20 protein-coding genes are annotated in these 24,551 nt (G+C 55.8%); 6 read left to right on the top strand and 14 right to left on the bottom strand.

The features are described from left to right. Positions 1-8 precede the first annotated feature (8 nt). A complete protein-coding gene (malQ, locus tag B2Q93_RS07800; protein ID WP_212478409.1) occupies positions 9-2,099 on the top strand; it encodes a 4-alpha-glucanotransferase in 2,091 nt (696 codons plus the stop codon). Between the two features lie 32 nt (positions 2,100-2,131). Here the strand turns inward: malQ and gntT are convergent, their stop codons facing one another. The 3 genes from gntT to gntX form a co-directional block, all read right to left on the bottom strand. Then, complete coding sequence (gene gntT, locus B2Q93_RS07795) at positions 2,132-3,448, bottom strand: gluconate transporter (protein ID WP_207292528.1); 1,317 nt, start codon at positions 3,446-3,448, stop codon at positions 2,132-2,134. A 350-nt stretch (positions 3,449-3,798) separates the two neighbouring features. Next, positions 3,799-4,374 (bottom strand): Fe-S biogenesis protein NfuA, encoded by a 576-nt coding sequence (gene nfuA / locus B2Q93_RS07790; protein ID WP_040078277.1) that lies wholly within the window; start codon positions 4,372-4,374, stop codon positions 3,799-3,801. 58 nt (positions 4,375-4,432) lie between these two features. Beyond that, entirely contained in the window at positions 4,433-5,116 is a 684-nt protein-coding gene (gntX, locus tag B2Q93_RS07785) for a DNA utilization protein GntX (RefSeq protein WP_286932444.1), read from the bottom strand. 37 nt (positions 5,117-5,153) lie between these two features. Between gntX and bioH the strand changes: the two genes are divergently transcribed. Together bioH and B2Q93_RS07775 are read left to right on the top strand one after the other, a co-directional pair. Then, entirely contained in the window at positions 5,154-5,927 is a 774-nt protein-coding gene (gene bioH, locus B2Q93_RS07780) for a pimeloyl-ACP methyl ester esterase BioH (RefSeq protein ID WP_212478410.1), read from the top strand. Between the two features lie 112 nt (positions 5,928-6,039). Continuing rightward, positions 6,040-6,309: a YdgH/BhsA/McbA-like domain containing protein gene (locus B2Q93_RS07775; RefSeq protein WP_040078280.1), complete on the top strand. Its 270-nt coding sequence runs from the start codon at positions 6,040-6,042 to the stop codon at positions 6,307-6,309. Positions 6,310-6,345: 36 nt separating this feature from the next. Here the strand turns inward: B2Q93_RS07775 and feoC are convergent, their stop codons facing one another. From feoC to greB, 5 genes are all read right to left on the bottom strand, one after another. After that, positions 6,346-6,582: a [Fe-S]-dependent transcriptional repressor FeoC gene (feoC, locus tag B2Q93_RS07770; RefSeq protein ID WP_286758442.1), complete on the bottom strand. Its 237-nt coding sequence runs from the start codon at positions 6,580-6,582 to the stop codon at positions 6,346-6,348. A 10-nt stretch (positions 6,583-6,592) separates the two neighbouring features. Then, positions 6,593-8,911, bottom strand: a complete 2,319-nt coding sequence (gene feoB, locus B2Q93_RS07765; protein ID WP_286932441.1) for a Fe(2+) transporter permease subunit FeoB — start codon at positions 8,909-8,911, stop codon at positions 6,593-6,595. 30 nt (positions 8,912-8,941) lie between these two features. Continuing rightward, positions 8,942-9,169 carry a ferrous iron transporter A gene (gene feoA, locus B2Q93_RS07760; RefSeq protein ID WP_040078283.1) on the bottom strand — a complete coding sequence of 76 codons (228 nt, stop codon included), beginning with the start codon at positions 9,167-9,169 and terminating at the stop codon, positions 8,942-8,944. Between the two features lie 303 nt (positions 9,170-9,472). After that, positions 9,473-11,803: a Tex family protein gene (locus B2Q93_RS07755; protein ID WP_212478412.1), complete on the bottom strand. Its 2,331-nt coding sequence runs from the start codon at positions 11,801-11,803 to the stop codon at positions 9,473-9,475. Positions 11,804-11,890: 87 nt separating this feature from the next. After that, positions 11,891-12,364, bottom strand: a complete 474-nt coding sequence (greB, locus tag B2Q93_RS07750; protein WP_040078285.1) for a transcription elongation factor GreB — start codon at positions 12,362-12,364, stop codon at positions 11,891-11,893. 227 nt (positions 12,365-12,591) lie between these two features. On the opposite strand from greB, the gene ompR reads away from it, so the two are divergent. Then, the gene (gene ompR, locus B2Q93_RS07745; protein ID WP_001157751.1) at positions 12,592-13,311 is read left to right on the top strand and encodes a two-component system response regulator OmpR; all 720 of its coding nucleotides are present in this window, start codon (positions 12,592-12,594) and stop codon (positions 13,309-13,311) included. Beyond that, positions 13,308-14,654: a two-component system sensor histidine kinase EnvZ gene (gene envZ / locus B2Q93_RS07740; protein ID WP_046886764.1), complete on the top strand. Its 1,347-nt coding sequence runs from the start codon at positions 13,308-13,310 to the stop codon at positions 14,652-14,654. The genes ompR and envZ overlap by 4 nt, the downstream gene beginning before the upstream one ends. A 102-nt stretch (positions 14,655-14,756) precedes the next feature. Here the strand turns inward: envZ and pckA are convergent, their stop codons facing one another. From pckA to B2Q93_RS07715, 5 genes are all read right to left on the bottom strand, one after another. Beyond that, positions 14,757-16,373 carry a phosphoenolpyruvate carboxykinase (ATP) gene (pckA, locus tag B2Q93_RS07735; protein WP_286932432.1) on the bottom strand — a complete coding sequence of 539 codons (1,617 nt, stop codon included), beginning with the start codon at positions 16,371-16,373 and terminating at the stop codon, positions 14,757-14,759. Positions 16,374-16,762: 389 nt separating this feature from the next. Beyond that, the gene (hslO, locus tag B2Q93_RS07730) at positions 16,763-17,641 is read right to left on the bottom strand and encodes an Hsp33 family molecular chaperone HslO (protein WP_040078654.1); all 879 of its coding nucleotides are present in this window, start codon (positions 17,639-17,641) and stop codon (positions 16,763-16,765) included. 23 nt (positions 17,642-17,664) lie between these two features. Continuing rightward, positions 17,665-18,066, bottom strand: coding sequence for a ribosome-associated heat shock protein Hsp15 (gene hslR, locus B2Q93_RS07725; RefSeq protein ID WP_040078288.1), 402 nt, complete (start codon positions 18,064-18,066; stop codon positions 17,665-17,667). Then, positions 18,063-18,746, bottom strand: coding sequence for a GMP/IMP nucleotidase (gene yrfG, locus B2Q93_RS07720; protein ID WP_207292523.1), 684 nt, complete (start codon positions 18,744-18,746; stop codon positions 18,063-18,065). The genes hslR and yrfG overlap by 4 nt, the downstream gene beginning before the upstream one ends. Before the next feature lie 66 nt (positions 18,747-18,812). Next, a complete protein-coding gene (locus tag B2Q93_RS07715) occupies positions 18,813-20,948 on the bottom strand; it encodes an intracellular growth attenuator family protein (RefSeq protein WP_046886762.1) in 2,136 nt (711 codons plus the stop codon). Positions 20,949-21,270: 322 nt separating this feature from the next. On the opposite strand from B2Q93_RS07715, the gene nudE reads away from it, so the two are divergent. Further along, the gene (gene nudE, locus B2Q93_RS07710) at positions 21,271-21,831 is read left to right on the top strand and encodes an ADP compounds hydrolase NudE (protein WP_046886761.1); all 561 of its coding nucleotides are present in this window, start codon (positions 21,271-21,273) and stop codon (positions 21,829-21,831) included. Between the two features lie 47 nt (positions 21,832-21,878). Here the strand turns inward: nudE and mrcA are convergent, their stop codons facing one another. Then, positions 21,879-24,431 carry a peptidoglycan glycosyltransferase/peptidoglycan DD-transpeptidase MrcA gene (gene mrcA / locus B2Q93_RS07705; RefSeq protein ID WP_046886760.1) on the bottom strand — a complete coding sequence of 851 codons (2,553 nt, stop codon included), beginning with the start codon at positions 24,429-24,431 and terminating at the stop codon, positions 21,879-21,881. Positions 24,432-24,551 lie beyond the last annotated feature (120 nt).

The following is a 24,551-nucleotide window of genomic DNA, read 5'->3' as shown; positions in this document are numbered from 1 at the left end:
GAAGCGCGATGGAAAGCAAACGTCTCGATAATGCCGCCCTGGCGGCGGGGATCAGCCCCAGCTACATCAATGCTCATGGTAAACCGCAGTCTATTGGTGCTGAGACCAAAAGGCGTTTGCTGGATGCTATGCACAAAGCCACACCCGGCGCAAAAGCAGCGGTCACCCCTGTACCGAATGTGAAAGTGTTCACTGCCGGTAAAAAAATGCCGCTGCCGATCGAAGGCCACGGTGAGTTTGCCTGGCTGCTGACCACTGAAACGGGGCAACAGCATAAAGGCCATGCCACCGGCGGCAAAAACCTGAACCTTCCGGCAAAGTTGCCGGAGGGCTACCACACCCTGACGCTAACCCGTGACGACCATCGCTGGCACTGCCGCGTGATTGTGGCGCCCAAACGCTGCTATGAACCCCAGGCCTTGCTGGAAGGGAAAAAGTTGTGGGGGGCTTGCGTACAGCTCTACACCCTGCGTTCAGAAGCCAACTGGGGGATCGGTGATTTTGGCGATCTCAAATCGATGCTCGCCGAAGTGGGTGAGCGCGGCGGCGCCTTTATTGGCCTGAACCCGATTCATGCGCTTTACCCGGCGAACCCGGAGAGCGCCAGCCCGTACAGCCCGTCGTCTCGTCGCTGGCTGAACGTGATTTATATCGACGTTAATGCCTTAGATGACTTCAAAAACAGTGCTGAGGCGCAGGCGTGGTGGGCGTTAGATACCACGCAACAGGCGCTGAAGCAGGCGCGTGAGGCTGAATGGGTGGATTATGCCACCGTGACGGCGCTGAAAATGGCCGCCCTGCGTATGGCGTGGAAAGGTTTTTCTCAGCGTGACGATGCCGATATGCTGGCCTTCCGGCAGTTTATCGCCGCCGAAGGCGAAAGCCTGTACTGGCAGGCGGCGTTCGATGCGCTGCATGCGCAGCAGGTTAAAGAGGACGAAATGCGCTGGGGATGGCCGGTCTGGCCGGAGGCCTATCAGTCCGTTGACTCCCCTCAGGTTCGCGCCTTTTGCGAACAGCATGCTGACGAAGTGGAGTTCTACCTCTGGCTGCAGTGGCTGGCGTATACCCAGTTCGCCGCCTGCTGGCAAGTAAGCCAGGGTTACAACATGCCGATTGGTCTTTATCGCGACCTGGCGGTGGGGGTGGCAGAAGGGGGAGCGGAGACTTGGTGCGACCGTGAACTCTACTGTCTGAAAGCCTCGGTAGGCGCACCGCCGGACATTCTCGGCCCCCTGGGCCAGAACTGGGGACTGCCGCCGATGGATCCGCACGTTATCGTGTCTCGTGCCTACGAGCCCTTCATCGAACTGCTGCGTGCCAACATGCAGAACTGCGGCGCGCTGCGTATCGATCATGTGATGTCGGTGCTGCGTCTGTGGTGGATCCCGTATGGTGAAACCGCGGATCACGGCGCTTACGTTCACTACCCGGTAGACGATCTGCTCGCGATCCTGGCGCTGGAAAGCAAGCGCCACAACTGCATGGTGATTGGCGAAGACCTTGGCACCGTGCCGGTCGAGATCGTCAGTAAACTGCGCGACAGCGGCGTTTACTCCTACAAGGTGCTCTATTTTGAAAACGACCATGAGAAGAATTTCCGTGCGCCGCAAGCGTATCCTCAGCAGTCAATGGCAGTCGCGACGACGCATGACCTTCCTACGCTCAGGGGCTACTGGGAGAGTGGCGATCTCACGCTCGGTAAAACCTTAGGGCTGTATCCCGATGAGGTGGTGCTGCGCGGGCTGTATCAGGACAGAGAGCTGTCGAAGCAGGGGCTGCTGGATGCGTTACATAAACATGGCTGCCTGCCGAAACGTACCGGTCACAAAGCGTCGCTGATGGCGATGACCCCAACCCTGAATCGCGGTATGCAGCGTTACATTGCCGATAGCAACAGTGCGCTGTTAGGGTTGCAGCCAGAAGACTGGCTCGATATGGCCGGGCCGGTGAACATTCCTGGCACCAGTTATCAGTACAAGAACTGGCGCCGGAAGTTATCCACCTCGCTGGAGGCGATGTTTGCCGATGACGGGGTGAACAAGCTGATTAAGGATCTGGATAAGCGGCGAAAAGCGCTGTCAAAACGCCAGAAATAACAAAAACCCGCCAGATGGCGGGTTTCGTTTTTTTATACCACCGTTGCCAGCAGCAGACAGCCCACCAGGCCGCAGACTGAAATAATGGTTTCCAGCATTGACCAGGACTTAATGGTCTCGCCGATAGTCAGGTTGAAGTACTCTTTGAACAGCCAGAAGCCCGGATCGTTCACGTGCGAGAAAATCACGCTACCCGAACCGACGGCAATCACCATCAGCTCCGGGCTAACACCGGTAGTGGCGATCAACGGGGCAACAATCCCCCCGGCAGTAATGGCTGCCACGGTTGCAGAACCAAGGGCGATACGCAGTACCGCGGCGATAGACCAGGCCATCAGGATCGGCGAGATATTGGTTTCGTGCATCATAGAGGCGATGTATTTATCCACGCCGCTATCAACCAGAACCTGTTTAAACGCACCGCCGCCGCCGATGATCAGCAGCATCATGGCGATGATTTTGATCGAAGAGCTCAGGGTATCGTTAATCTGATCCATGCTACGGCCACGGTTCAGGCCGAAGGTGAAGAGGGCAATCAGCACCGCAATCAAGGTAGCCATAACCGGGTCGCCGAGGAATTCAGCCACGCCCAGGAAAGCATGACCTTTTGGCAGAACCATCTCCGCCACGGCGCGCATCGCCATCAGCACAACCGGTACCAGAGAGGTCCAGACGCTGACGCCAAAGCTTGGCATCTCGTCTTCCGTAAAGGTTTTAGCGTTGTACAGACCTTCCGGAATAGGCTTGTCGATCCCTTTCAGGCAGCGTGCAAACACCGGGCCTGCGAGGATAACGGTCGGGATAGCCAAAATAGTACCGAACAGCAGGGTTTTACCCATATCGGCATGGAAGATGGTCGCGATTGCGGTCGGGCCCGGGTGCGGTGGCAGGAAGCCGTGCGTGACGGAGAGCGCCGCCGCCATCGGAACGCCAACAAACAGCAGAGGAATATTCGCCGCGGCGGCAATGGTGAACACCAGCGGCAGCATCAGTACGAAACCGACTTCATAGAAGAGGGCGAAACCCACGGTAAAGCCGGTTAACACCACCGCCCACTGGATATGCTGCTTACCAAATTTGGCAATCAACGTGGTTGCAATGCGCTGTGCGCCACCGCAGTCCGCCAGCATTTTACCGAGCATGGCACCGAAGCCCATGATCAGCGCCAGGCTACCCAGCGTACCGCCGACACCGGCTTTAATAGAGCTGATAACTTTTACCAGCGGCATACCCTGCATCAAACCGACTGCAAGCGCCACCAGAACCAGAGCGATGAAGCCGTTCACTTTGAAACGGATCATCAAGAGCAGTAATAACACAACACCGATAGCTACGATGACTAATGGCATGATTGACCTGGCCTTTGAATTGTTATGGGTAACGTCGTTGTTTCAACGACTATTGTCCAATTGCCCCAACTGGGAACAGAGTTGTAATGGCACTAACACTGATACCGTCCAGACTACCTAGTTTAGTCGGCTGTTATTGGGGGGGTTAGTGCCCACGCGAATGATACGGGTAACATTGGTGATTTGAGAATCACCCGGCCGGTCAAAATTTGAATTATGAGACGCAGGTCAACTTATGGTGCAGGAGAGGGCAAAAGAAAAGCCGGGCCAGCGTAAACGCATGGCCCGGCCTGGAGTCGGGTTCTATGGCCCGGTTAGCGACGCCGCCACCGGGCAAACCAGACGGGAACTTAGTAGTAAGAGTGCTCGCCGCGCTGGTGCTCGGTAAGATCGCGCACGCCTTTCAGCTCCGGGAACTCATTCAGCAGCTGCTTTTCAATCCCTTCTTTCAGGGTGACGTCGACCATGGAACAGCCGTTACAGCCACCGCCGAACTGCAGAATCGCCAGGCCATCTTCGGTGATCTCCATCAGGGAGACGCGACCGCCGTGCCCGGCCAGCTGCGGGTTAATTTGCGACTGCAGCAGGTACTCAACGCGTTCCATCAGCGGAGCGTCATCGCTCACTTTGCGCATTTTGGCATTTGGCGCTTTCAGCGTTAACTGCGAACCCAACTGGTCGGTCACAAAATCAATCTCCGCATCTTCCAGATACGGTGAGCTCAGCTCATCGACATAGGCAGTCAGTTGCTCAAATTTCAGGGCGGTGTCAGTTGCTTCCACAGCGTCCGGTGGGCAATAAGAGACGCCGCATTCTGCGTTCGGGGTACCCGGATTGATGACAAAAACGCGAATCTGGGTCCCTTCTTCCTGATTTGCCAGCAGTTTGGCAAAGTGCGCTTGTGCAGCATCGGAAATACGGATCATAGCATTGGCCTAATAGTTGACTAAAATACCTGGTTATAATACGCCCAACCTGGGGGCGCTACAAGGTTCGACACAGACACCATACCTGAACCGAGGCCGCGCCGCTTCGCAAAAGCAGGCGGGATAGTTCAGCCACGGTCGTACCTGTTGTCACGACATCATCCACAATAGCGATATGGCGACCCGCCACCGGGAATTCAAGCTGAAACGCCTGCTTCAGGTTCTGCTTTCGCAATCTGGCGCTAAGCTGGTGCTGGGTAGCGGTGGGCCGGGTGCGTCGAAGGGCGGCGGGGTTGTAGTAACACTTGAGCCAGCGCGCCAGCGGACGGCAGAGCAGGTCGCTCTGGTTAAACCCGCGCCGCCAGTGACGCCGAGACCAGAGCGGCACGCTGACAATCATCTCCACCGGAGGCAGTGCCCGGGTGCGTCTGGCCCGCAATATTGCTAACAGCAACAGCCTTGCCAGCGGTTGCGCCAGCTGGCTGCGACGAGAAAATTTAAACTGATGTACCAGCCTGCTGACCGGGGGGATATAGGGATAGACTGCCACCAGTGCCTGCCAGGGCGGTGGCCTGCGCAGACAGCGTCCGCACGGCAGAAAAAGGCTGGATGCCGATAAGCCACACTGCGGACAGCATCCACGCTGTGGAGTAATGGCTTTCTCACAGACTGAGCAGATGCCCCAATGGCTCAGCATTAAGGGCATCCGACATAGCCAGCACAAGCCAGGCACTGTTAGCATAGCTCTCCTCCTTGTAGATAAAAGAGAACAGTAAGCGATGAAGAGTCTTTGGTGGCAGACCGTAGGCACAGGAAATTGTCATCTTGTGCTGCTGCACGGATGGGGGCTGAATGCCGAAGTATGGAATACAATTCGCGAGGAACTCGCCTCGCACTTTACCCTGCACCTGGTGGATCTGCCCGGTTTCGGCCGCAGCCGCGGCTATCAGGCCCTGACGCTGGAGGCGATGGCCGAAGAGGTTCTGGAACGTGCGCCGCAAAACGCGATCTGGCTCGGCTGGAGTCTGGGCGGGCTGGTGGCGAGCCAGATCGCACTGACGCACCCGACGCGCGTTCAGGCGCTGGTGACGGTGGCATCCTCGCCTTGCTTTAGTGCGCGTGAGGGGTGGCCGGGTATCAAACCCGAGGTGTTAGCCGGGTTCCAGCAACAGCTGAGTGACGATTTTCAGCGCACGGTAGAGCGTTTTCTGGCGCTACAAACCATGGGCACCGACACTGCTCGCCAGGATGCGCGCCTGCTCAAAAGCACCGTGCTGTCTTTGCCAATGCCCGACGTCAGCGTGCTGAACGGTGGACTGGAGATACTAAAAACGGTCGATCTGCGCGCGCCGCTGGCTGCGCTGGCGATGCCGCATCTGCGGATCTACGGCTACCTGGATGGGCTGGTACCGCGCAAGATCGTCCCCTTGCTGGATGCGCTATGGCCTGATAGCGAATCGCTGGTAATCCCTAAAGCGGCACATGCGCCGTTTGTCTCTCATCCCGCCGAATTTTGCGCCGCGCTGATTGCGCTACGTCAACGCATCGAATGATTGTTTTTTAATCCGCCTGGCAAAAGTCACGTGCCGCAACAATACTCAAGAAGTCGTTGCGGTTGTTCTGCCTACGACTATCAAAACAACAATTTCTTTGGGAGTTATGACTATGAAACTTGTTACAGGTATTGTTACATCTCTGGTTATCGGGTCACTTTCTTTTGGCGTCTTTGCGGCACAGGAGCTGGAAAAAGACAAAGCGAAAGAGATGAATTTGACCAAAGTCGGTGAGATTTCAACGTCTGACACCACGGCGCCAATGGACGCTAAAAAAGAGCTTTCACAGAAAGCGGACGAAATGGGCGGAAAATATTTTGTGGTTACCAGCGCCAATAAAGATACGAAAAACGTACGCGCAACCGCAGAAGTCTTTAAGTAAGCGAGGCGAGCCGGGCAGTGATGCCCGGCTTCCTGATTAACGCAGTGCCCACCACTCTCTGAGGCAGGCTTTCCCTTCGGGGCAACTTTTACAGCTGCCGGAGAGGCAATTTTCGCGCTCCTCCTGAATACGTACTGCTTTACCCATCGCCTCAAGACGGTGCAGCATGGCATCCACCAGCGCCTGCGGGATATGCAGACGAAGACCGATCTGTTTCGCCTCCATTCTTCCCTGGAGCGCCAGTAAATCGCGAACATCAATCATCGATGCCATATTGCGCTCCTTAGTGGCAACTTTCTGCCGGGCTGTCGCAGCAGTGAGCCGGCGTTTTACGTGTCGCCAGCAGGTTAATATCCACGCGACTGCGCGCCCGGCGCAGCATGCCAAGCAGTACCACGTTGAACAACACCACCGCCAGAATAGAGACCAGGCTGAACTGCGGATGCTGCCTGAAATTGACCGTCTGATAGAAGAGCGTAGAGAGCGAATACGCGATGTTTAGCCCCCACAGTACGGAGAAGCCCATCCAGCCGCGGCTGGACTCGCGGGCAATCGCCCCCATAACCGAGATGCACGGAATATAGAGCAGAACGAAGATCAGATAGCTGTAGGCGGCTGAGGCGCTGCCGAATTTCTCGCTCATCACGCCCATGGCGCCGGTCGCCATTTCACCGTCGCCTTTGCTGGCTTCGATGGGGTTGGCCAGCACGCTCAGGCTGAAGGTCTCTTTCAGGCTCTGCCAGGTTTCATCCACGGCGCTGTACAGCTCGTCACCGAGGTGAAATTCCGCCGGGTTAAAGGCCTCTTCCTGAATGTTTTCGGCGGTGTAGAGCGTGTTCAGTGTCCCGACGACCACCTCTTTAGCCATCGCACCGGTAAACAGCCCAACGGTGGCCTGCCAGTTATCCTCATGCACGCCGATGGGTTTGAACAGCGGCGTGATGACGCGGCTGACGGAGGCCAGCGCGGAGTCGTTGATGTTATCGGCCGCTTTCCCGCTGAGGGTGAAGCTATTCAGGGCGCTAAGGAAAATACTGACCACCACGATCACTTTACCGGCGCGCACCACGAAGCCTTTAAGACGCTGCCATGTTTGAATCAACAGGCTTTTCAGGTGCGGGACGTGGTAGACCGGCAACTCCATTACGAAGGGCGACGCTTCGCCACGCATAATGGTGTGCTTCAGCATCAGGCCGGTAAGAATAGCCATCACAATCCCGAGGACGTACAGCGAGAAGACCACCAGCGCTCCCTGCTGGCCGAAGAACGCCGCCGCAAAGACGGCGAAAATCGCCAGACGCGCGCCGCAGGACATAAAGGGTGCCATCATGATGGTCATCAGACGTTCACGTGGCGCATCCAGGGTTCGCGCCCCCATTACCGACGGGACGTTACAGCCGAAGCCGACAATCAGCGGCACAAAAGATTTGCCCGGCAGACCCAGCGCCTGCATCAGACGGTCCATCACAAAAGCCGCGCGGGCCATGTAGCCAGAGTCCTCCAGGAAGGAGAGGAACAAATACATCATGCCAATCTGGGGAACCAGCGGCAGAACGGTGTTGATCCCGCCGCCAATCCCCTGGGCGAGGAAAATGGTCAGCCATTCGGGGAAGTGCAGGGTGTAGCCGAGCCATTGCAAACCGTGAATGAAGATTGCCACCGAGCCGACGTCAAACAGCGGTTGCAGCGCCCCGCCAATGTTGATTGCCAGCAAGAACATCAAATACATCACCAGCAGGAAGACGGGCAGACCGAGGAAGCGGTTGAGGATAATGCGATCTACCGCAGCGGTGAAGCGGCTGGGCTCAGCGGTCAGGGTATTGCTAACCACTTCGCAGACGGCGGCGATACTCTGATAGCGGGCATCGGCGATATGTAGGGCCGGGTCATCCAGCTCTTCGCTGAGATGGGCCAGCGACGCCTCCAGTTTTTGGGCGGCATTGCCGGCAAAAGCGCGGCTGTAGATATCTCCTTCCAGCATCTGCAGACCAAGCCAGCGGCGCTGTTTTTGCGGCATCGTCGGGTCCATGAATTGCGCCAGCCGATCGGCTTCGCGCAGCAGCGGGCGAGGGTAGTGCACCAGCTCAAGGTCACTATTTTTCTGGTGACGGTCAATGGCCAGCTTCAGGGCATCGATACCACGCCCACGGGTAGAGATAAGCGGCACCACCGGGCAGCCGAGGCGCGCGGCCAGCGCGTCGATATCGATGCGGACTTTCTGTTTCTCCGCAATATCGAGCATGTTCAGCGCCACCACGCAGGGGATCCCAAGCTCCAGCAGCTGTAATGTCAGATAGAGATTGCGCTCGAGGTTAGAGGCATCCACCACGTTAATCAGTAAATCTGCATCGCCGCTCAAAATATAGTGACAAGCTATTTGTTCATCGAGCGAGGTTTGCGACGAGATAGTGGTAAGAGAATAGGTACCCGGCAGGTCAACCAGCGTGACATTATTATCCGTCGTCGAAAATTGTCCCTCTTTTCGTTCAACCGTAACGCCCGCCCAGTTTCCCACGCGCTGACGTGCGCCAGTTAATTGATTAAATAATGTGGTCTTGCCGGAATTTGGATTGCCAATTAAGCCAATGGTTAATTTATTCATTTTTCAAAACTCGTGGTGACGGCTGGCGGATTATTGAGGCATGGCTTCGACTTCAATGAATGCGAGATCTTTTTTGCGCAGCACCAGGTTCACCCGGCGCGTCTCGATATGTATGGGATCGCCCAGAGGTGCTACCCGCACGACCTGGAACGAGGACCCCGGCAACATGCCCAATGACAGGAGTTTCTGTCGATAAGCCGGGCTGATTTCACGCGTGAATCCGGTGATCTTCCATGCACTGTCTGGAGTGAATTGCATAGTGCCTACTTACACTGAGGTGAAATAATAAACAGATGCAATGATAATGAGAATGGTTACTACCAGCAATATTCAAACTGTGACGAAATGTGCATAGCGCTATTAATTTGCGGGCTGTTTGACCTTGCTCAATATTTAATGAATATTCGATTCGTGGAAAAAATGACTTATTTGTTAATGGAGTGATAAATTACAGTTTAATAATGGATGTGCAATCGGTTTCAGAATGAAATAAAGGGTGAGGAATAAAGCAATACTATTACAGGATTAAATACCCTCTCCGGCTGGAGAGGGTAGAGAGGTTTAGCGTTTTTTACCCATGGCTGCCGCCAGGGCATCCATCATCGCGCTATTACCCGCTGGCTGTGCATCACGCCCGCGCGGTTTCGCCGCTTTGGCTGCCGGACGCTGCTGATCGCGAGCGCCGCCGCCGTTACCACGGCGCGCGTTGGTCTCGCCCGGCTGCTCATCCAGACGCATGGTCAGGGCAATACGCTTGCGCTGCAGGTCCACTTCCAGCACCTTCACTTTCACGATGTCGCCCGCTTTGACCACGGTGTGCGGGTCTTCCACGAACTTATCGGCCAGCGAAGAGATGTGAACCAGGCCATCCTGATGGACGCCAATATCAACAAACGCGCCAAAGTTGGTGACGTTGGTTACCGCGCCTTCCAGCACCATGCCTGGCAGCAGGTCGTTCATGGTCTCGACGCCGTCGGCAAAGGTGGCGGTTTTAAATTCAGGACGCGGGTCGCGGCCCGGTTTTTCCAGCTCTTTGATGATGTCGGTGACCGTCGGCACGCCGAACTGCTCGTCGGTGAAATCGACGGCCTTCAGGTTGCGCAGCGCGCTGTTGTCGCCCATCAGATCTTTCAGCGCCTGCTGGGTGGCGGCCAGAATACGCTCCACAACCGGGTAGGCTTCCGGGTGAACGGTGGAGGCATCGAGCGGGTTGTCGCCGTGGTTAATACGCAGGAAGCCCGCGCACTGCTCAAAAGCTTTCGGCCCCAGGCGGCTGACCTTCAGTAACTGCTGGCGGTTCTGGAACTGGCCGTTCTCGTCACGCCAGGCGACGATGTTCTGCGCCATCATGCGGGTTAAGCCTGCCACGCGGGTCAGAAGAGGAACGGAGGCGGTGTTCAGGTCTACGCCAACGGCGTTTACGCAGTCTTCCACCACCGCATCCAGCTTACGCGCCAGCTGCGTCTGGCTGACGTCGTGTTGATACTGGCCCACGCCGATGGATTTCGGATCAATCTTCACCAGCTCTGCCAGCGGATCCTGCAGACGACGGGCGATAGAGACCGCACCGCGCAGAGAAACGTCCAGATCCGGGAACTCCTGGGCCGCCAGTTCAGATGCGGAATAGACGGAGGCGCCCGCCTCGCTGACAATCACTTTCTGCGCCGTCACTTTCGGGAACTGCTTCTGCACGTCAAGGTAGAAACGCTCGGTTTCACGCGACGCCGTGCCGTTGCCAATCGCCACCAGCTCGACGTTATATTTCTCGCACAGGGCGGCCACCGCAACGGCGGCTTTCGCGGCCTGGCCGGTATGTGGATAGATGGTATCGGTGGCAACCAGCTTGCCGGTGCCGTCAACCACGGCCACTTTCACGCCGGTACGCAGACCCGGATCGAGACCCATGGTCGCGCGCAGGCCAGCAGGCGCGGCCATCAGCAGGTCATGCAGGTTACGGGCGAAGACGTTGATCGCCTCGTCTTCCGCGCGTTCGCGGACGGTGCCCATCAGTTCGGTTTCGAGGTGCATTAAGATCTTGATGCGCCAGGTCCAGCTCACCACGTTTTTGCGCCAGCTGTCTGCCGGGGCGTTGTTCAGGCGAAGATTGAGGTGGTCGGCAATGATCTGCTCGCAATGGCTCTCTTTTGGCGGCTCGTCAAACTGCGGGTCAGCATTCAGGGAGAGCTGCAGCACACCTTCGTTGCGGCCGCGGAACATCGCCAGCGCACGGTGAGAAGGGGCGGTAGCAATCGGCTCATGGTGATCGAAGTAGTCGCGGAATTTCGCGCCTTCTTCCTCCTTCCCTGCCACCACGGTGGCAACAATGTGGGCATTCTTCCAGAGATAATCACGCACCCTGGCGAGCAGGGCGGCATCTTCGGCAAAACGCTCCATCAGAATGTAGCGTGCTCCGTCGAGCGCGGCCTTGGTATCCGCCACCCCTTTGTCGGCGTCGATAAATTTGGCGGCTTCTGTTTCCGGGTCATGCGAGGGGTCGTTCCACAGCAGATCGGCCAGCGGCTCCAGGCCCGCTTCAATCGCAATCTGCCCGCGCGTGCGGCGCTTCGGTTTGTAGGGCAGATAGAGATCTTCTAATTCCGTTTTGCTCAGGGTGCCATTGATGGCTTTTTCCAGATCGCTGGTCAGCTTGCCCTGTTCGCCGATGGATTTCAGGATCGCCTGACGTCGGTCTTCCAGTTCGCGAAGGTAGCCCAGACGGGTCTCCAGGTTACGCAACTGGGTATCATCCAGGCCGCCGGTGACTTCCTTACGATAACGTGCAATAAACGGCACGGTGTTCCCTTCGTCAAGCAGGCGAACGGCAGCTTCTACCTGTTCGGCTCTGGCCTGAATATCACCCGCAATAATGCGGCAGAGCGACTCTTTCATCATGATTGGTTCATCTTGTGGATCAAAAATCAGGGGGATAGTTATACGGGCTGGCACCGCAAAATGCCAGCCGGGGAGGGTGCTCTCGGACTATTTAACGTACTGGATCTCATTCACGTACCAGCTCGCTTCACCCGCAGGGGTATGGACGATGGCGATATCCCCTACCTCTTTTTTCAACAGCGCGCGGGCCATGGGGGAGTCGATGGAGATGTAATCCTTACGACCAAAAATTTCATCGTAGCCGACAATGCGAAAACGCTTGAGATCGCCGTCGTCGTTTTCAATTTCAACCCAGGCGCCAAAGAAGACTTTGCCCTCCTGCTGGGGGGAGTAATCGACGATTTTCAGGTTCTCCAGGCATTTGGTCAGGTAACGCACCCGGCGGTCGATTTCGCGTAACCGCTTTTTGTTGTACTGGTAGTCCGCATTTTCACTGCGATCGCCCAGGCTAGCCGCCCAGGTCACTTTTTTTGTCACTTCCGGGCGCTCTTCGCGCCACAGGGTATCCAGCTCTTTCTTGAGGTTCTCATACCCTTCGCGGGTGATCAGGGGCGTTTTCATCATCTTGCCTTACTACCTGGCCTGTCTCATTTACGCACATTAGGTATCACTGAGCGTAACAGACAGGATTAATAATGATTTATGTGATGGATTATGCAGATAAGCTGCTGTTAAATATGCTTTGTAACAATTTCGACTAGAATTTATACCAGAATTAGCTGGTCGTAGACGCGCACTTTTTTAGAATACGTTCTTCAAGAGTATCCGAACCTTTGGGAGTACACACAATGCAAGAGAATTATAAGATTCTGGTGGTAGATGACGACATGCGCCTGCGCGCGCTGCTTGAGCGTTATCTGACCGAGCAGGGCTTCCAGGTTCGTAGCGTAGCCAACGCCGAACAGATGGACCGCCTGCTGACCCGTGAATCCTTCCACCTGATGGTACTGGATCTGATGTTACCGGGCGAAGATGGCCTGTCTATTTGCCGCCGTCTGCGCAGTCAAAGCAACCCGATGCCAATCATTATGGTGACGGCGAAAGGGGAAGAAGTTGACCGTATCGTAGGGCTGGAGATCGGCGCCGACGACTACATTCCAAAACCGTTTAACCCGCGCGAACTGCTGGCGCGTATCCGCGCGGTGCTGCGCCGCCAGGCGAACGAACTGCCGGGCGCGCCTTCTCAGGAAGAGGCGGTTATCGCTTTCGGTAAGTTTAAGCTTAACCTCGGCACCCGCGAGATGTTCCGCGAAGATGAGCCAATGCCGCTCACCAGCGGTGAGTTCGCGGTTCTGAAAGCGCTGGTCAGCCACCCGCGTGAGCCGCTCTCGCGCGATAAGCTGATGAACCTGGCGCGTGGCCGCGAATATTCCGCCATGGAGCGCTCCATCGACGTGCAGATCTCTCGCCTGCGTCGCATGGTGGAAGAAGATCCCGCGCATCCGCGCTATATCCAGACCGTCTGGGGCCTGGGCTACGTATTTGTGCCGGACGGCTCTAAAGCATGAGGCGAATGCGTTTCTCGCCGCGAAGCTCGTTTGCCCGCACCCTGTTATTGATCGTCACCTTGCTGTTCGTCAGCCTGGTGACGACCTATCTGGTGGTGCTGAACTTTGCGATTCTGCCTAGTCTTCAACAGTTTAATAAGGTTCTGGCGTACGAAGTCCGTATGCTGATGACCGATAAACTGCAGCTGGAAGATGGCACCCAGCTGGTGGTTCCGCCGGCGTTCCGCCGTGAAATTTACCGGGAGCTGGGGATATCGCTCTATTCAAACGAAGCGGCGGAAGACGCAGGCCTGCGCTGGGCCCAGCACTATGAATTTCTCAGCCAGCAGATGGCGCAGCAGTTGGGTGGCCCGACGGAAGTGCGCGTCGAGGTTAACAAAAGCTCGCCGGTCGTCTGGCTGAAAACCTGGCTGTCACCCAATATCTGGGTACGCGTACCGCTCACCGAAATCCACCAGGGCGACTTCTCGCCGCTGTTCCGTTACACCCTGGCCATTATGCTGCTGGCGATAGGCGGCGCATGGCTATTCATCCGTATACAAAACCGACCCCTTGTCGACCTGGAGCATGCTGCGCTGCAGGTCGGTAGAGGGATTATTCCGCCGCCGCTGCGTGAATATGGCGCATCGGAAGTGCGGTCGGTAACCCGTGCCTTTAACCATATGGCGGCAGGGGTGAAGCAACTGGCGGATGACCGAACGCTATTGATGGCGGGTGTCAGCCATGATCTGCGAACGCCGCTTACGCGCATCCGTCTGGCGACAGAGATGATGGGCGAAGAGGACGGGTATCTCGCCGAGTCGATTAATAAAGACATCGAAGAGTGCAATGCCATTATCGAGCAGTTCATTGACTACCTGCGTACCGGGCAGGAGATGCCCATGGAGATGGCCGATCTGAACGCGGTGCTGGGTGAAGTGGTGGCAGCAGAGAGTGGTTATGAACGCGAAATCGAAACCGCGATGCAGCCAGGCGAAATTCAGGTGCGTATGCACCCGCTCTCCATCAAACGCGCTATCGCCAATATGGTGGTGAACGCTGCCCGCTATGGTAATGGCTGGATCAGAGTGAGCAGCGGTTCTGAACTGAACCGCGCCTGGTTCCAGGTGGAGGATGACGGCCCGGGCATTAAACCTGAGCAGCGTAAGCACCTGTTTCAGCCGTTTGTGCGTGGCGACAGTGCCCGTAGCACGAGCGGGACCGGTCTTGGCCTGGCGATTGTGCAGCGTATTGTTGATAACCATAACGGCCTGCTGGAGATTGGTACCAGTGAGCGGGGCGGGTTGAGCATTCGTGCCTGGTTACCGGTGCCGGTTACGCGAGGGCAGGTGAAAGAGAGTTAGATCTTAAAGGTGCGGTCTGATGCCCTCACCGCGGCCCTCTCCCTCGGGGAGAGAAAGAAAACATGAAAAAAGGCAACGTTCGTTGCCTTTTTACTTTTACCTTTACTTGGGTCCCGCACTCACCAGCGCAGCGCCCGCCGGGGTATCGGTATACTTCTCGAAGTTCTCAATAAACAGCTTCGCCAGCGATTGCGCTTTTTCTTGCCACTGCTCCGGTGAGCCGTAGGTATTACGCGGATCGAGAATGCGCGTCTCTACGCCCGGCAGCGCCGTTGGGATGGCCAGATCAAACATCGGCAACGTAAAGGTTTCCGCATCATCCAGCGAACCATTCAGAATGGCGTCGATAATGGCGCGGGTATCTTTAATCGAGATACGCTTGCCGGTGCCGTTCCAGCCGGTATTTACCAGGTACGCCTGCGCACCGGCTGCCTGCATGCGCTTCACCAGCACTTCGGCATACTGCGTTGGGTGCAGAGAGAGAAACGCTGCGCCAAAACAGGCCGAGAAGGTCGGGGTCGGCTCGGTGACGCCACGTTCGGTACCTGCCAGCTTGGCGGTAAAGCCCGAAAGAAAGTGATACTGAGTCTGGCTCGCGGTCAGACGAGATACCGGCGGCAGTACGCCAAACGCATCGGCGGTAAGGAAGATGACCTTCGTGGCATGACCCGCTTTCGATACCGGCTTCACAATATTGTCGATATGGTAAATCGGGTAACTCACGCGGGTGTTTTCGGTTTTTGACGCATCGTCAAAATCGACGCTACCGTCGGCACGGACGGTGACGTTCTCCAGCAGCGCGTCGCGACGGATGGCCTGATAGATATCCGGCTCCGCTTCGGGTGAGAGACGAATGGTCTTGGCATAGCACCCGCCTTCGAAGTTAAACACGCCGTCATCATCCCAGCCATGTTCATCATCGCCAATCAGACGGCGCTTCGGATCGGTGGAGAGGGTCGTCTTTCCAGTGCCGGAAAGGCCGAAGAAGATCGCTACGTCACCCTTCTCGCCCACGTTAGCCGAGCAGTGCATAGAGGCAATGCCTTTCAGCGGCAGCAGGTAGTTCATGACCGAGAACATCCCTTTTTTCATTTCGCCGCCGTACCATGTTCCGCCAATCAGCTGAATACGCTCCGTGAGGTTGAATGCCACAAAGTTCTCGGAATTCAGCCCCTGCTCTTTCCACTGCGGGTTGGTGCACTTCGCGCCGTTCATCACGATAAAGTCAGGTTCGAAATCCTGTAATTCTTCATCGGTCGGGCGGATAAACATGTTTTTGACGAAATGTGCCTGCCAGGCCACCTCAGTGATAAAGCGCACCGAGAGACGGGTATCGGCATTGGCACCACAGAAAGCGTCGATAATAAACAGACGCTTGCCAGAAAGTTGATGGGTGACCAGCGATTTCAGATGCTGCCAGGTTTCAGGGGAAAGCGGTTTGTTGTCGTTTTTCCCTTTACCGTTATCTGCCCACCACAGGGTGTCACGGGTAGTGTCGTCACGGACAATATACTTATCTTTTGGCGAACGGCCGGTAAAGATACCGGTATCAACGGCGATAGCGCCGGTATTCGTTAATATCCCGCGTTCGTAGCCTTCCAGTGCCGGATTAAGCTCTTCCTGATACAGCGTATCGTAATCGGGGTTATAAACGATTTCCTGGACGTCGTGAATACCATAAGCCTTGAGATCTTGCGGGGTTAAACTTTTAACGCGCATGTCACTGCTCCTTAGCCAATATGTACTGCCTAAAATTGTAGGGTTTTTCTGAGTTTGTTGACCGCGACGGGGCTCATAGATTTACGTATCCGGACAAAACCATTTTAACGGAAAACGCTGTAACTCCTGTCACTCCGCGGCACAGATTATGGCAGGATTCATTTTTTGGTTGGAGAAAATGTTCCTAAAAGGTTAAGAGGTGGTGATTTAATCCAAAAGAATGTGAATGTAATCGCATACATGAAAGTAAATTACGTAATACTTACAGAATGGAAAGTGATTCACATAACGTAAACGAAGAGAAAAAGATGAGTCAGGCTGGGAGGCGCGGGAAAAAGGAAGCGAGAAGAAGATGAACTGCCCTGCAGAGAGGGCAGTTCATAACAGGATTAGTGAACCTGCGGATCCGCCGGAGAGGCGTTATTACGAATTTCTGCTATATCCATGGCATTAAAGACATAGTGTGAACCGCAGTAATCGCAGTTCATGTCGATCTCACCGTCTTCCGCCAGAATGCTGTCGATCTCTTCATCCGGCAGCGTTTTCAGTGCGCCTGCACAGCGTTCACGGGAACAGGTGCACTTGAACTCTACATCCTGTGGATCGTAAAGCGTGACCTCTTCTTCGTGATACAAACGCCACAGTACATCATTCGCGGGTAGCGTCAGCAGCTCTTCCGCTTTGATGGTTTCGGTAAGCGTGGCCAGGTGTTCGAAATCATCGCCCTGCGCATTCTGCGCTGGCAGTACCTGCAGCAGCATACCGCCCGCGGCGGGTTTACCTTCTACTTCGCCGGTACGGATAAACAGACGAGTAGGTAACTGCTCGGAGCGCATAAAGTAATCTTCCAGGCAGGCGGCCAGGGTATCGCCTTCCAGACCTACCACGCCCTGATAGCGTTCGCCCTCTTCCGGGGTGATTGTGATCACCAGGAAGCCGTTGCCGACCAGCGTTTTCAGGTCTGCACCTTCCGGGATGTCGCCCTGCACGCGCGCAACGCCGCGCATTTGCTGCTGGTTATTACCGTTAATCACGGCCAGGTTCATTGGCCCGTCACCCTGCAACTGCACGGTAATGTCGCCCGCGAACTTCAGCGTGGCGGTGAGCAGGCTGGTGGCAACCAGCAGCTCGCCAAGAAGGGTTTTCACTGGCAGCGGATAGTTGTGGTTTTCCAGAATCTGCTGCCAGGTTTCAGATACAGTCACCAGCTCGCCGCGAACAGCAAATTGCTCAAACAGATAGCGGTGTAATTGGTCGTGTTGGGCCATAGTTTTCTCTCGTTTAACGACGATTACTCATTTTCGCCGTATTTAAATTTTATCAGGTTGCGGCGCTCTTTCTTGTCCGGTCGCCTGTCGGGATGCGGCATGGTCAGGGCATTCAGCTTGCGCGCCTGCGCCGTTTTTTCGCGTTTCTCGATGCTTTCTGCGGTCTCTTCATAGAGCAACACGGCTTCGGTCGCGGGTCGACGTTGTTCAGTGATGGCTTTGATCACCACCGTTCGCTCGTCATTTCCCTGACGCAGCGTCAGGGTGGCATTCAGTTCAACAATCTTGCTGGGCTTAGCGCGCTGCCCGTTGTAGTGCACTTTGCCGCCGTCAACCATCTCGCGGGCCAGGGCGCGCGTTTTATAAAAACGGGCAGCCCACAGCCATTTATCCAGTCTTACCCCATCAGAGGGTTTTTCTTTCATGGCGTCTCCTTCACGCTGAGTGAGGGGATCATCCGGCGATAATCGTTCAGTCCCGGATGGCGCAGGTAGCTTTTTTCTGCCAGACCAGAATCAGGATTGGTCACACCCAGACAATAACGGATACCAAATTGCGCGGCGGCATCCAGAATCGGCTCACTGTCGTCAATGAACAGCGTTCTTTCAGGCTGCAATCCGGTTTGCTCAGCCACCGCCTGCCACAAACGCTGATCCTCTTTCGGATAACCAAATGTGTGGGTGGAAAGTAATAAATCAAGGTGCGAGGCCAGTCCGGTATGTTCCAGCTTCACGGCCAGGTTATGCGGATGCGCATTCGTCAGCAAGATGCGTCGCTTGCCGCACGCTTTCAACGCCTCCAGGAAAGGAACCGTGTCTTCACGCAGTACCGCGCGTGCCCCCTGGGCGGTGGTCATCGCGCAGATATCCAGACCGAGGCGCTCGCTCCAGTAATCCAGGCAGTACCAGTTTAGCGTATGCTGCACGGCATGATACTGCTGACGAATATAATCCTGGGCTTCTGCCGGAGTGATGCCCTGCTGCGCGCCGTAAGTTTCCGGCACCAGCTTTTGCCAGAAATAGTTATCAAACGCGAGGTCGAGCAGCGTGCCGTCCATATCCAGCAGGACGGTATCAACGTCCTGCCAGGTGATATCAAGGTGCATGAGGGGGGACTCTCCAGCCAGAAGAAAGATGCGCGACAGGGTAGCACATCTTGTCGCGCAGCAGCGTTATCCGATCAGGCTTTCAGGAGAGGGGATGAGCTTCGGATTAAGGCAATTATCATAGTACTGCTGGATTTCATCCAGACGAGTGCGCGAGCGCTGATAGCGGCGCAGCGCCAGAAAACCATTCCAGATAATACAGACAGCCAACGCCAACATCAGCAGGGTGGTGGAGATATAGCGCCAGAGCCCTGCGCTATCCGGCATACGATGCAGATCAACATGGCGGGTGCCGTTGGCATCGGTAAAGATACCGGTGACAATCCCCTCCGCGCTGAACGGCGTTTGCATCAGCATCTGCGCCAGGCGCTGGAACTCGCCCCACTGTTCCTGAGGCGGATAGTCATACAACGCCACGGGTGGATAGGGTTGATCGACCAGATCGGTGCCTTCATCGCTGATAATGATAAAGCCACCGGGAGCCGGGCTGTTCAGCGCCTGCGCTGCACGGGAGGTTTCACGTATCACGAACGGCGCGGTGGAGGTCGCTACCAGATTATCGAGAGACTCCGCACTAACCGGGCGCAATAGTACGTTCACGCCATCCAGTCGGCCGGCGCTGGCACGTTTGACCAGCGTCTCCCAGTCTTTACTGTTACCCAGATTCACCAGCGCATTTTTCAGCCTCACGCACTCATCCTGCGCTGAACAGAGATCCTGCGTTTTCATTACGATGTCGCCGAAGTCATCCAGCAGCACCATGCCTGACTTCTGAATGGCCGAGCGGAGCGCCGGGCTAACGCGAGAGTTCGTGTCTGGTTTCGGGTGGAGCTGGTTACTCAGCGCCTCGGTTAACGCAACGGCTTTGTTAACGGTGTCGGACTCCGGCAGCGGCAGCGGCGGGGCGTCATTCCAGATAAGTTGTGAGCAGTCAAACGGCGTGAACGGCGAGTTCTGTCGGGTCGTCCAGGTGCCAGGCGCGTGGATGTTACACATTCCTGTTCCTTTCAGACGCAGGGTGTCACCCACGCGAATACCTGCTTCTTCAAGCTGTTTGACGCTGGTGGCCTCAACGGTTTGCGCCCCTTTAATCCATGACAGGGTGAATTTGAGCGGCATATCCAGCGGCACCAGGAAGAACAGCATCGCCAGCACAATGGCTGCGCCGCCCGCAATGACGGTACTACGCAGCCAGTGCTGGAGGGGGAAGTTTTTTACTTCATCGTGCAGGGATAAATAGCGCCCCTGGCGCACGACGTGCCTGTCGAGATAGATATCAATATCGGTTTTTTGTCCGATGTCCTGGGCAATCCACTGCTGCCAGTGACGGGGATAAATCAGGTCGATAATACCGAGCGAAATATTGATATGGTCCTGATCGGTCTCGCCAAACAGACCCCAGCGTTTTGGCGTACCGCGCAGGCAGTGAATTTCACGCAGGGTATTTTTCGCTGGCGGGGCAAAAAGCCCCCATAAACCGGCAGCCAGCAGCAGAACACCGCCGCCAGCCAGCCAGGGAGCAAACACGTCAGGCGTTACCAGGCAGAAAAAGAACAGCAGGAAAGAGGCCACAATCAGTACCGCTTCGCGGATCCCGTCCGGGCGGCTTAAGGCATACTCTTCGTGCGTCTCCTGTCGGATATTAAGCAATTCGATTTGCTCGGTCTCTTCACCGCGGATAGAGGCCTGGGTAGCGCTGACATGTTCCAGCGCAAAGCGAGGCGCTTCCTGCACATACTCACCAATGGTGTGGCCGTTAAGGGCAATCACCAGTGGAATGGAGTCGGTCTGAATCAGTTCAACGCTGTTTTCATCATTGATGTACTGCTCCCAGAACGGCGGCAGGTGGACTTCGGCAGAGTCCAGGTAATAACGCCACTTGTTGGGATCGTCAGTGGTAATGCCGTAGCGGGTAATAGAGCGTGTTACGCAAAGCACGGTATTGCTCTGCGCATTCAGAGTAAGGGAAACCGGTGCCGCGCTGGCGCCTGTAGGGCCTGGCGTTAGCTGAATGCGGTTAAAGGCGTCGAGATATTGCTCAACGGCACTGCGCTCTTCGGCAGTGAGTTTACGCGTGCCTGCGCCAGCAAACGCATTTAAAAAGGGCAGTCGATACTGACGTTTTGCCCGACGCCTGTACACCCACCCTGCAATCATTGCGCAGGCCAGCATAGCAGCGATAAAAAACAAAATGGTGCTCATGCTTTCCCCATCTTACTTATTTTACAGGTGTAATCAGTTGCACCTTTTACAATGAATGAGAATCTGTGTTCGGCTATCGGCATGTGTGGAGTCAAACTTGAGCAATTTGAAACGCGTCCCAGTGATCCGTCATGATAGCAAAGGCAATCTATGGCGGATATCAGCAAATTCCTGGACATATTTCAACCTCTTGACTTTCAGTTTGAAATAAGGGATGAATCCCTATAAGTTGCATAAATGTAAATACAGAGCGATGAACGTTGCCGAACCCGTGCGGCATATCGCACAATGACGTGAGTCCACTCAGCAAAGACCCCTCAATATGAGCAAACCATTACAAAAGCCCACGATTCTGAATGTTGAAACTGTCGCCAGGTCGCGTCTGTTTAATGTCGAAAGCGTGGATCTGGAATTCAGCAACGGCGTGCGTCGCGTCTATGAACGTATGCGTCCGTCCACGCGCGAAGCGGTAATGATTGTTCCGATTATTGACGATCATCTGATTCTGATCCGCGAATATGCGGTAGGTACAGAGTCCTATGAGCTGGGGTTCTCGAAAGGGCTTATCGACCCGGGTGAATCTGTCTTTGAGGCAGCAAACCGTGAGTTGAAAGAAGAGGTGGGTTTTGGTGCGAAGGATCTCACGTTCCTGAAAAAACTGAGCATGGCGCCGTCCTACTTCTCAAGCAAAATGAATATTGTTCTGGCAGAAGATCTCTACCCGGAGTGGCTGGAGGGCGACGAGCCCGAGCCGCTGCCGCAGGTACGCTGGCCGCTGGCGCATCTGATGGATCTGCTGGAAGAACCTGATTTCAATGAAGCGCGCAACGTCAGTGCGTTGTTCCTGGTGAGGGAATGGCTAAAAGGACAGGGGCGGTTGTAATTGCTTATAAAAAAATAGCCCGGCGAGCCGGGCTATTTTTATGGCTGTCAGAACAGCTCGTGCGTTTCGCCGTTATCAATTAGCGTTGTACCTACCTCGTGCACAGCCTGCTGCGTTGGCTGGGTGCCCTCGATAAAGAACTCTTCACGACTGTTGCCGCCGTTCGCTAACTGACCGGTGCTGCGGTCGATATTCACCGTGATCACGCCTGGCGGCGGGGTCAGAGGTTGTTCCGGTACGCCGTCCAGGGCCACCTTCATATAGGCATCCCATGCTGGCTGAGCACTCTTCGCTCCGCCTTCGTAGCCCGAGATCTGATCCTTAATGGCGCCAGAGGCAGTGGTACGGCCCAAATCACGGCGGTGATCGTCAAAGCCGATCCAGACGGAGGTCACCACCCCCGGGCCGTAGCCGGAGAACCACGCATCTTTCGAACTGTTGGTGGTACCGGTTTTTCCGCCGATATCTCGACGCTGTAAATCACGTCCTGCACGCCAGCCTGTACCCTGCCAGCCCGGTTCACCAAAGATATTGGTGTTGAGCGCGCTTTTAATCAGGAAGGAGAGCGGGGTGTTGATGACGTGCGGAGCGTACTCCTGCGCACCCACCTGCGACACCAGCGCCTGGTTAGCCTGCTCGAGCTTCGGCATTGGCACGGTGGCGTTTTGCTGCTCTTGCGACACGGCAACATCTTCCATATCTTTGCCTTCCAGCACGTCAGACTTCGGCGTGTTGCCATAAATCACCGGAATATCACACTCCGGGCAGGCAATTTTAGGCTTCGCTTCAAAAATGACGCCGCCCTGATCGTTCTCGATTTTGCTGATGAAGTACGGATCGACAAGGAAACCGCCGTTCGCCATCACCGCATAACCGCGCGCCACCTGCAGCGGCGTAAAGGAGGCGGAGCCCAGCGCCAGCGATTCGGTATGGACAATGTTCTGTGCCGGGAAACCGAAACGCTGAAGATACTCAGCGGCATAATCCACGCCCATGGCACGCATCGCTCGCACCATCACCACGTTCTTCGACTGACCCAGCCCCTGACGCAGGCGAATAGGCCCGGAATACTCCGCCGGGGAGTTTTTCGGACGCCAGTCGGAACCGGCCCCGGCATCCCAGCGAGAAATCGGCACGTCGTTCAGAATACTGGCGAGCGTCAACCCTTTATCCATCGCCGCGGTATAGAGGAATGGCTTGATATTCGAGCCGACCTGGCGCAGCGCCTGGGTTGCACGGTTGAATTTGCTCTGGTTGAAATCGAAGCCACCTACCAGCGCCAGCACGGCACCGTTGTGGGGATCGATTGAGACCAGCGCAGAGTTGACGTCCGGAACCTGTGCCAGCCACCAGCTGTCTCCGACCTGGCGGATCCAGATCTGCTGGCCCGCCTGGACGGCATCGGTCACTTTGCGTGGCGTTGGGCCCTGTGCGGTATCAGAGCGGTACGGACGCGCCCAGCGGATCCCTTCCATACGCAGTGACACTGAGGTGCCGTCGGCCATCATCGCCGTGGCCTCTTGCGGGTTGGCGCTGGTCACGACTGCGGCGATAAGCGGGCCATACGTCGGCAGCGTTTTCAGGGAATCCGTGATTTTTTTGCTATCCCAGGCCGCTTCACCCACCTTCCACAGGACGTTCGACGGGCCACGGTAACCGTGGCGCATATCGTAATCCATGACGTTATTACGCACGGCCTGCTGCGCACCCTGCTGCACTTTGCGGGTGATGGTGGTGTAAATACGATAGCCATCTTCGTACGCCTGCTCGCCGTAGCGGGAAACCATCTCCTGACGCACCATCTCGGTGAGATAAGGGGCCGAGAAGGCGATTTCCGGGGCGTGATAGTTGGCGTTAATCACCTCGTTACGCGCCTGCTCGTACTGCGTCTGGCTGATATAGCCTTCGCTCAACATACGCGACAGCACCACGTTACGACGGGCAGTTGCGCGCTCCAGCGAGTAGAGCGGGTTAAAGGTTGACGGCGCCTTCGGCAGGCCGGCAATGGTCGCCATTTCGCTTAACGTCAATTGATCGATCGACTTACCAAAATAGACCTGCGCCGCAGCCCCCACGCCATAGGCGCGATAGCCGAGATAGATCTTGTTGAGGTAAAGCTCAAGGATCTCGTCCTTGTTCAGCAGTTGCTCAATGCGGATCGCCAGGAACACTTCTTTGATCTTTCGTATCAGCGTCTTTTCAGGGCTGAGGAAGAAGTTACGCGCAAGCTGCTGGGTAATGGTACTTGCACCCTGAGACGCATGGCCTGAGAACATCGCGACGCTGGCGGCACGGAAAATTCCCACCGGGTCAACGCCATGGTGCTCATAAAAACGGCTGTCTTCCGTTGCGATGAACGCTTTCACCATCACCGGCGGAATCTGATCTAAGGTCAGCGGGATACGGCGCTTCTCACCGTATTGAGCAATGAGCTCGCCATCAGCGCTATAGACCTGCATGGGGATTTGGAGTCGCACATCGCGCAGCGTGGCAACATCAGGTAGCTGGGGCTCTACATATTTGTACAAACCAATAATCGAGCCTGCTCCAAGCAGAATGCAACAGACTGCAAGGATCAATAAATACTTTACGAACTTCACCGGAGATTTCCCATTTAGTTGGACCTGGGCAGTTTCTAAACAATCGCGCGGTAGTATAAAGGCAAGCCTGGATCATTGATATAGCCGTCATCCCCGGCGGTGATAAGGAGATCGTGAAAC

It is taken from the genome of Leclercia sp. UBA5958 (genome assembly GCF_002430365.1).
In the GTDB taxonomy this organism is placed as follows: domain Bacteria; phylum Pseudomonadota; class Gammaproteobacteria; order Enterobacterales; family Enterobacteriaceae; genus Enterobacter; species Enterobacter pneumoniae.
The sequence above is the reverse complement of the archived record's forward strand: the minus strand, read 5'-3'. Positions and strand labels throughout refer to the sequence as shown.

What these genes read in the sequence shown, in the direction of transcription:
- malQ (WP_212478409.1), top strand. Translation starts at nt 9, where the DNA reads ATGGAAAGCAAACGTCTCGATAATGCCGCCCTGGCGGCGGGGATCAGC.
- gntT (WP_207292528.1), bottom strand. Translation starts at nt 3,448, where the DNA reads ATGCCATTAGTCATCGTAGCTATCGGTGTTGTGTTATTACTGCTCTTG.
- nfuA (WP_040078277.1), bottom strand. Translation starts at nt 4,374, where the DNA reads ATGATCCGTATTTCCGATGCTGCACAAGCGCACTTTGCCAAACTGCTG.
- gntX (WP_286932444.1), bottom strand. Translation starts at nt 5,116, where the DNA reads ATGCTAACAGTGCCTGGCTTGTGCTGGCTATGTCGGATGCCCTTAATG.
- bioH (WP_212478410.1), top strand. Translation starts at nt 5,154, where the DNA reads ATGAAGAGTCTTTGGTGGCAGACCGTAGGCACAGGAAATTGTCATCTT.
- B2Q93_RS07775 (WP_040078280.1), top strand. Translation starts at nt 6,040, where the DNA reads ATGAAACTTGTTACAGGTATTGTTACATCTCTGGTTATCGGGTCACTT.
- feoC (WP_286758442.1), bottom strand. Translation starts at nt 6,582, where the DNA reads ATGGCATCGATGATTGATGTTCGCGATTTACTGGCGCTCCAGGGAAGA.
- feoB (WP_286932441.1), bottom strand. Translation starts at nt 8,911, where the DNA reads ATGAATAAATTAACCATTGGCTTAATTGGCAATCCAAATTCCGGCAAG.
- feoA (WP_040078283.1), bottom strand. Translation starts at nt 9,169, where the DNA reads ATGCAATTCACTCCAGACAGTGCATGGAAGATCACCGGATTCACGCGT.
- B2Q93_RS07755 (WP_212478412.1), bottom strand. Translation starts at nt 11,803, where the DNA reads ATGATGAAAGAGTCGCTCTGCCGCATTATTGCGGGTGATATTCAGGCC.
- greB (WP_040078285.1), bottom strand. Translation starts at nt 12,364, where the DNA reads ATGAAAACGCCCCTGATCACCCGCGAAGGGTATGAGAACCTCAAGAAA.
- ompR (WP_001157751.1), top strand. Translation starts at nt 12,592, where the DNA reads ATGCAAGAGAATTATAAGATTCTGGTGGTAGATGACGACATGCGCCTG.
- envZ (WP_046886764.1), top strand. Translation starts at nt 13,308, where the DNA reads ATGAGGCGAATGCGTTTCTCGCCGCGAAGCTCGTTTGCCCGCACCCTG.
- pckA (WP_286932432.1), bottom strand. Translation starts at nt 16,373, where the DNA reads ATGCGCGTTAAAAGTTTAACCCCGCAAGATCTCAAGGCTTATGGTATT.
- hslO (WP_040078654.1), bottom strand. Translation starts at nt 17,641, where the DNA reads ATGGCCCAACACGACCAATTACACCGCTATCTGTTTGAGCAATTTGCT.
- hslR (WP_040078288.1), bottom strand. Translation starts at nt 18,066, where the DNA reads ATGAAAGAAAAACCCTCTGATGGGGTAAGACTGGATAAATGGCTGTGG.
- yrfG (WP_207292523.1), bottom strand. Translation starts at nt 18,746, where the DNA reads ATGCACCTTGATATCACCTGGCAGGACGTTGATACCGTCCTGCTGGAT.
- B2Q93_RS07715 (WP_046886762.1), bottom strand. Translation starts at nt 20,948, where the DNA reads ATGAGCACCATTTTGTTTTTTATCGCTGCTATGCTGGCCTGCGCAATG.
- nudE (WP_046886761.1), top strand. Translation starts at nt 21,271, where the DNA reads ATGAGCAAACCATTACAAAAGCCCACGATTCTGAATGTTGAAACTGTC.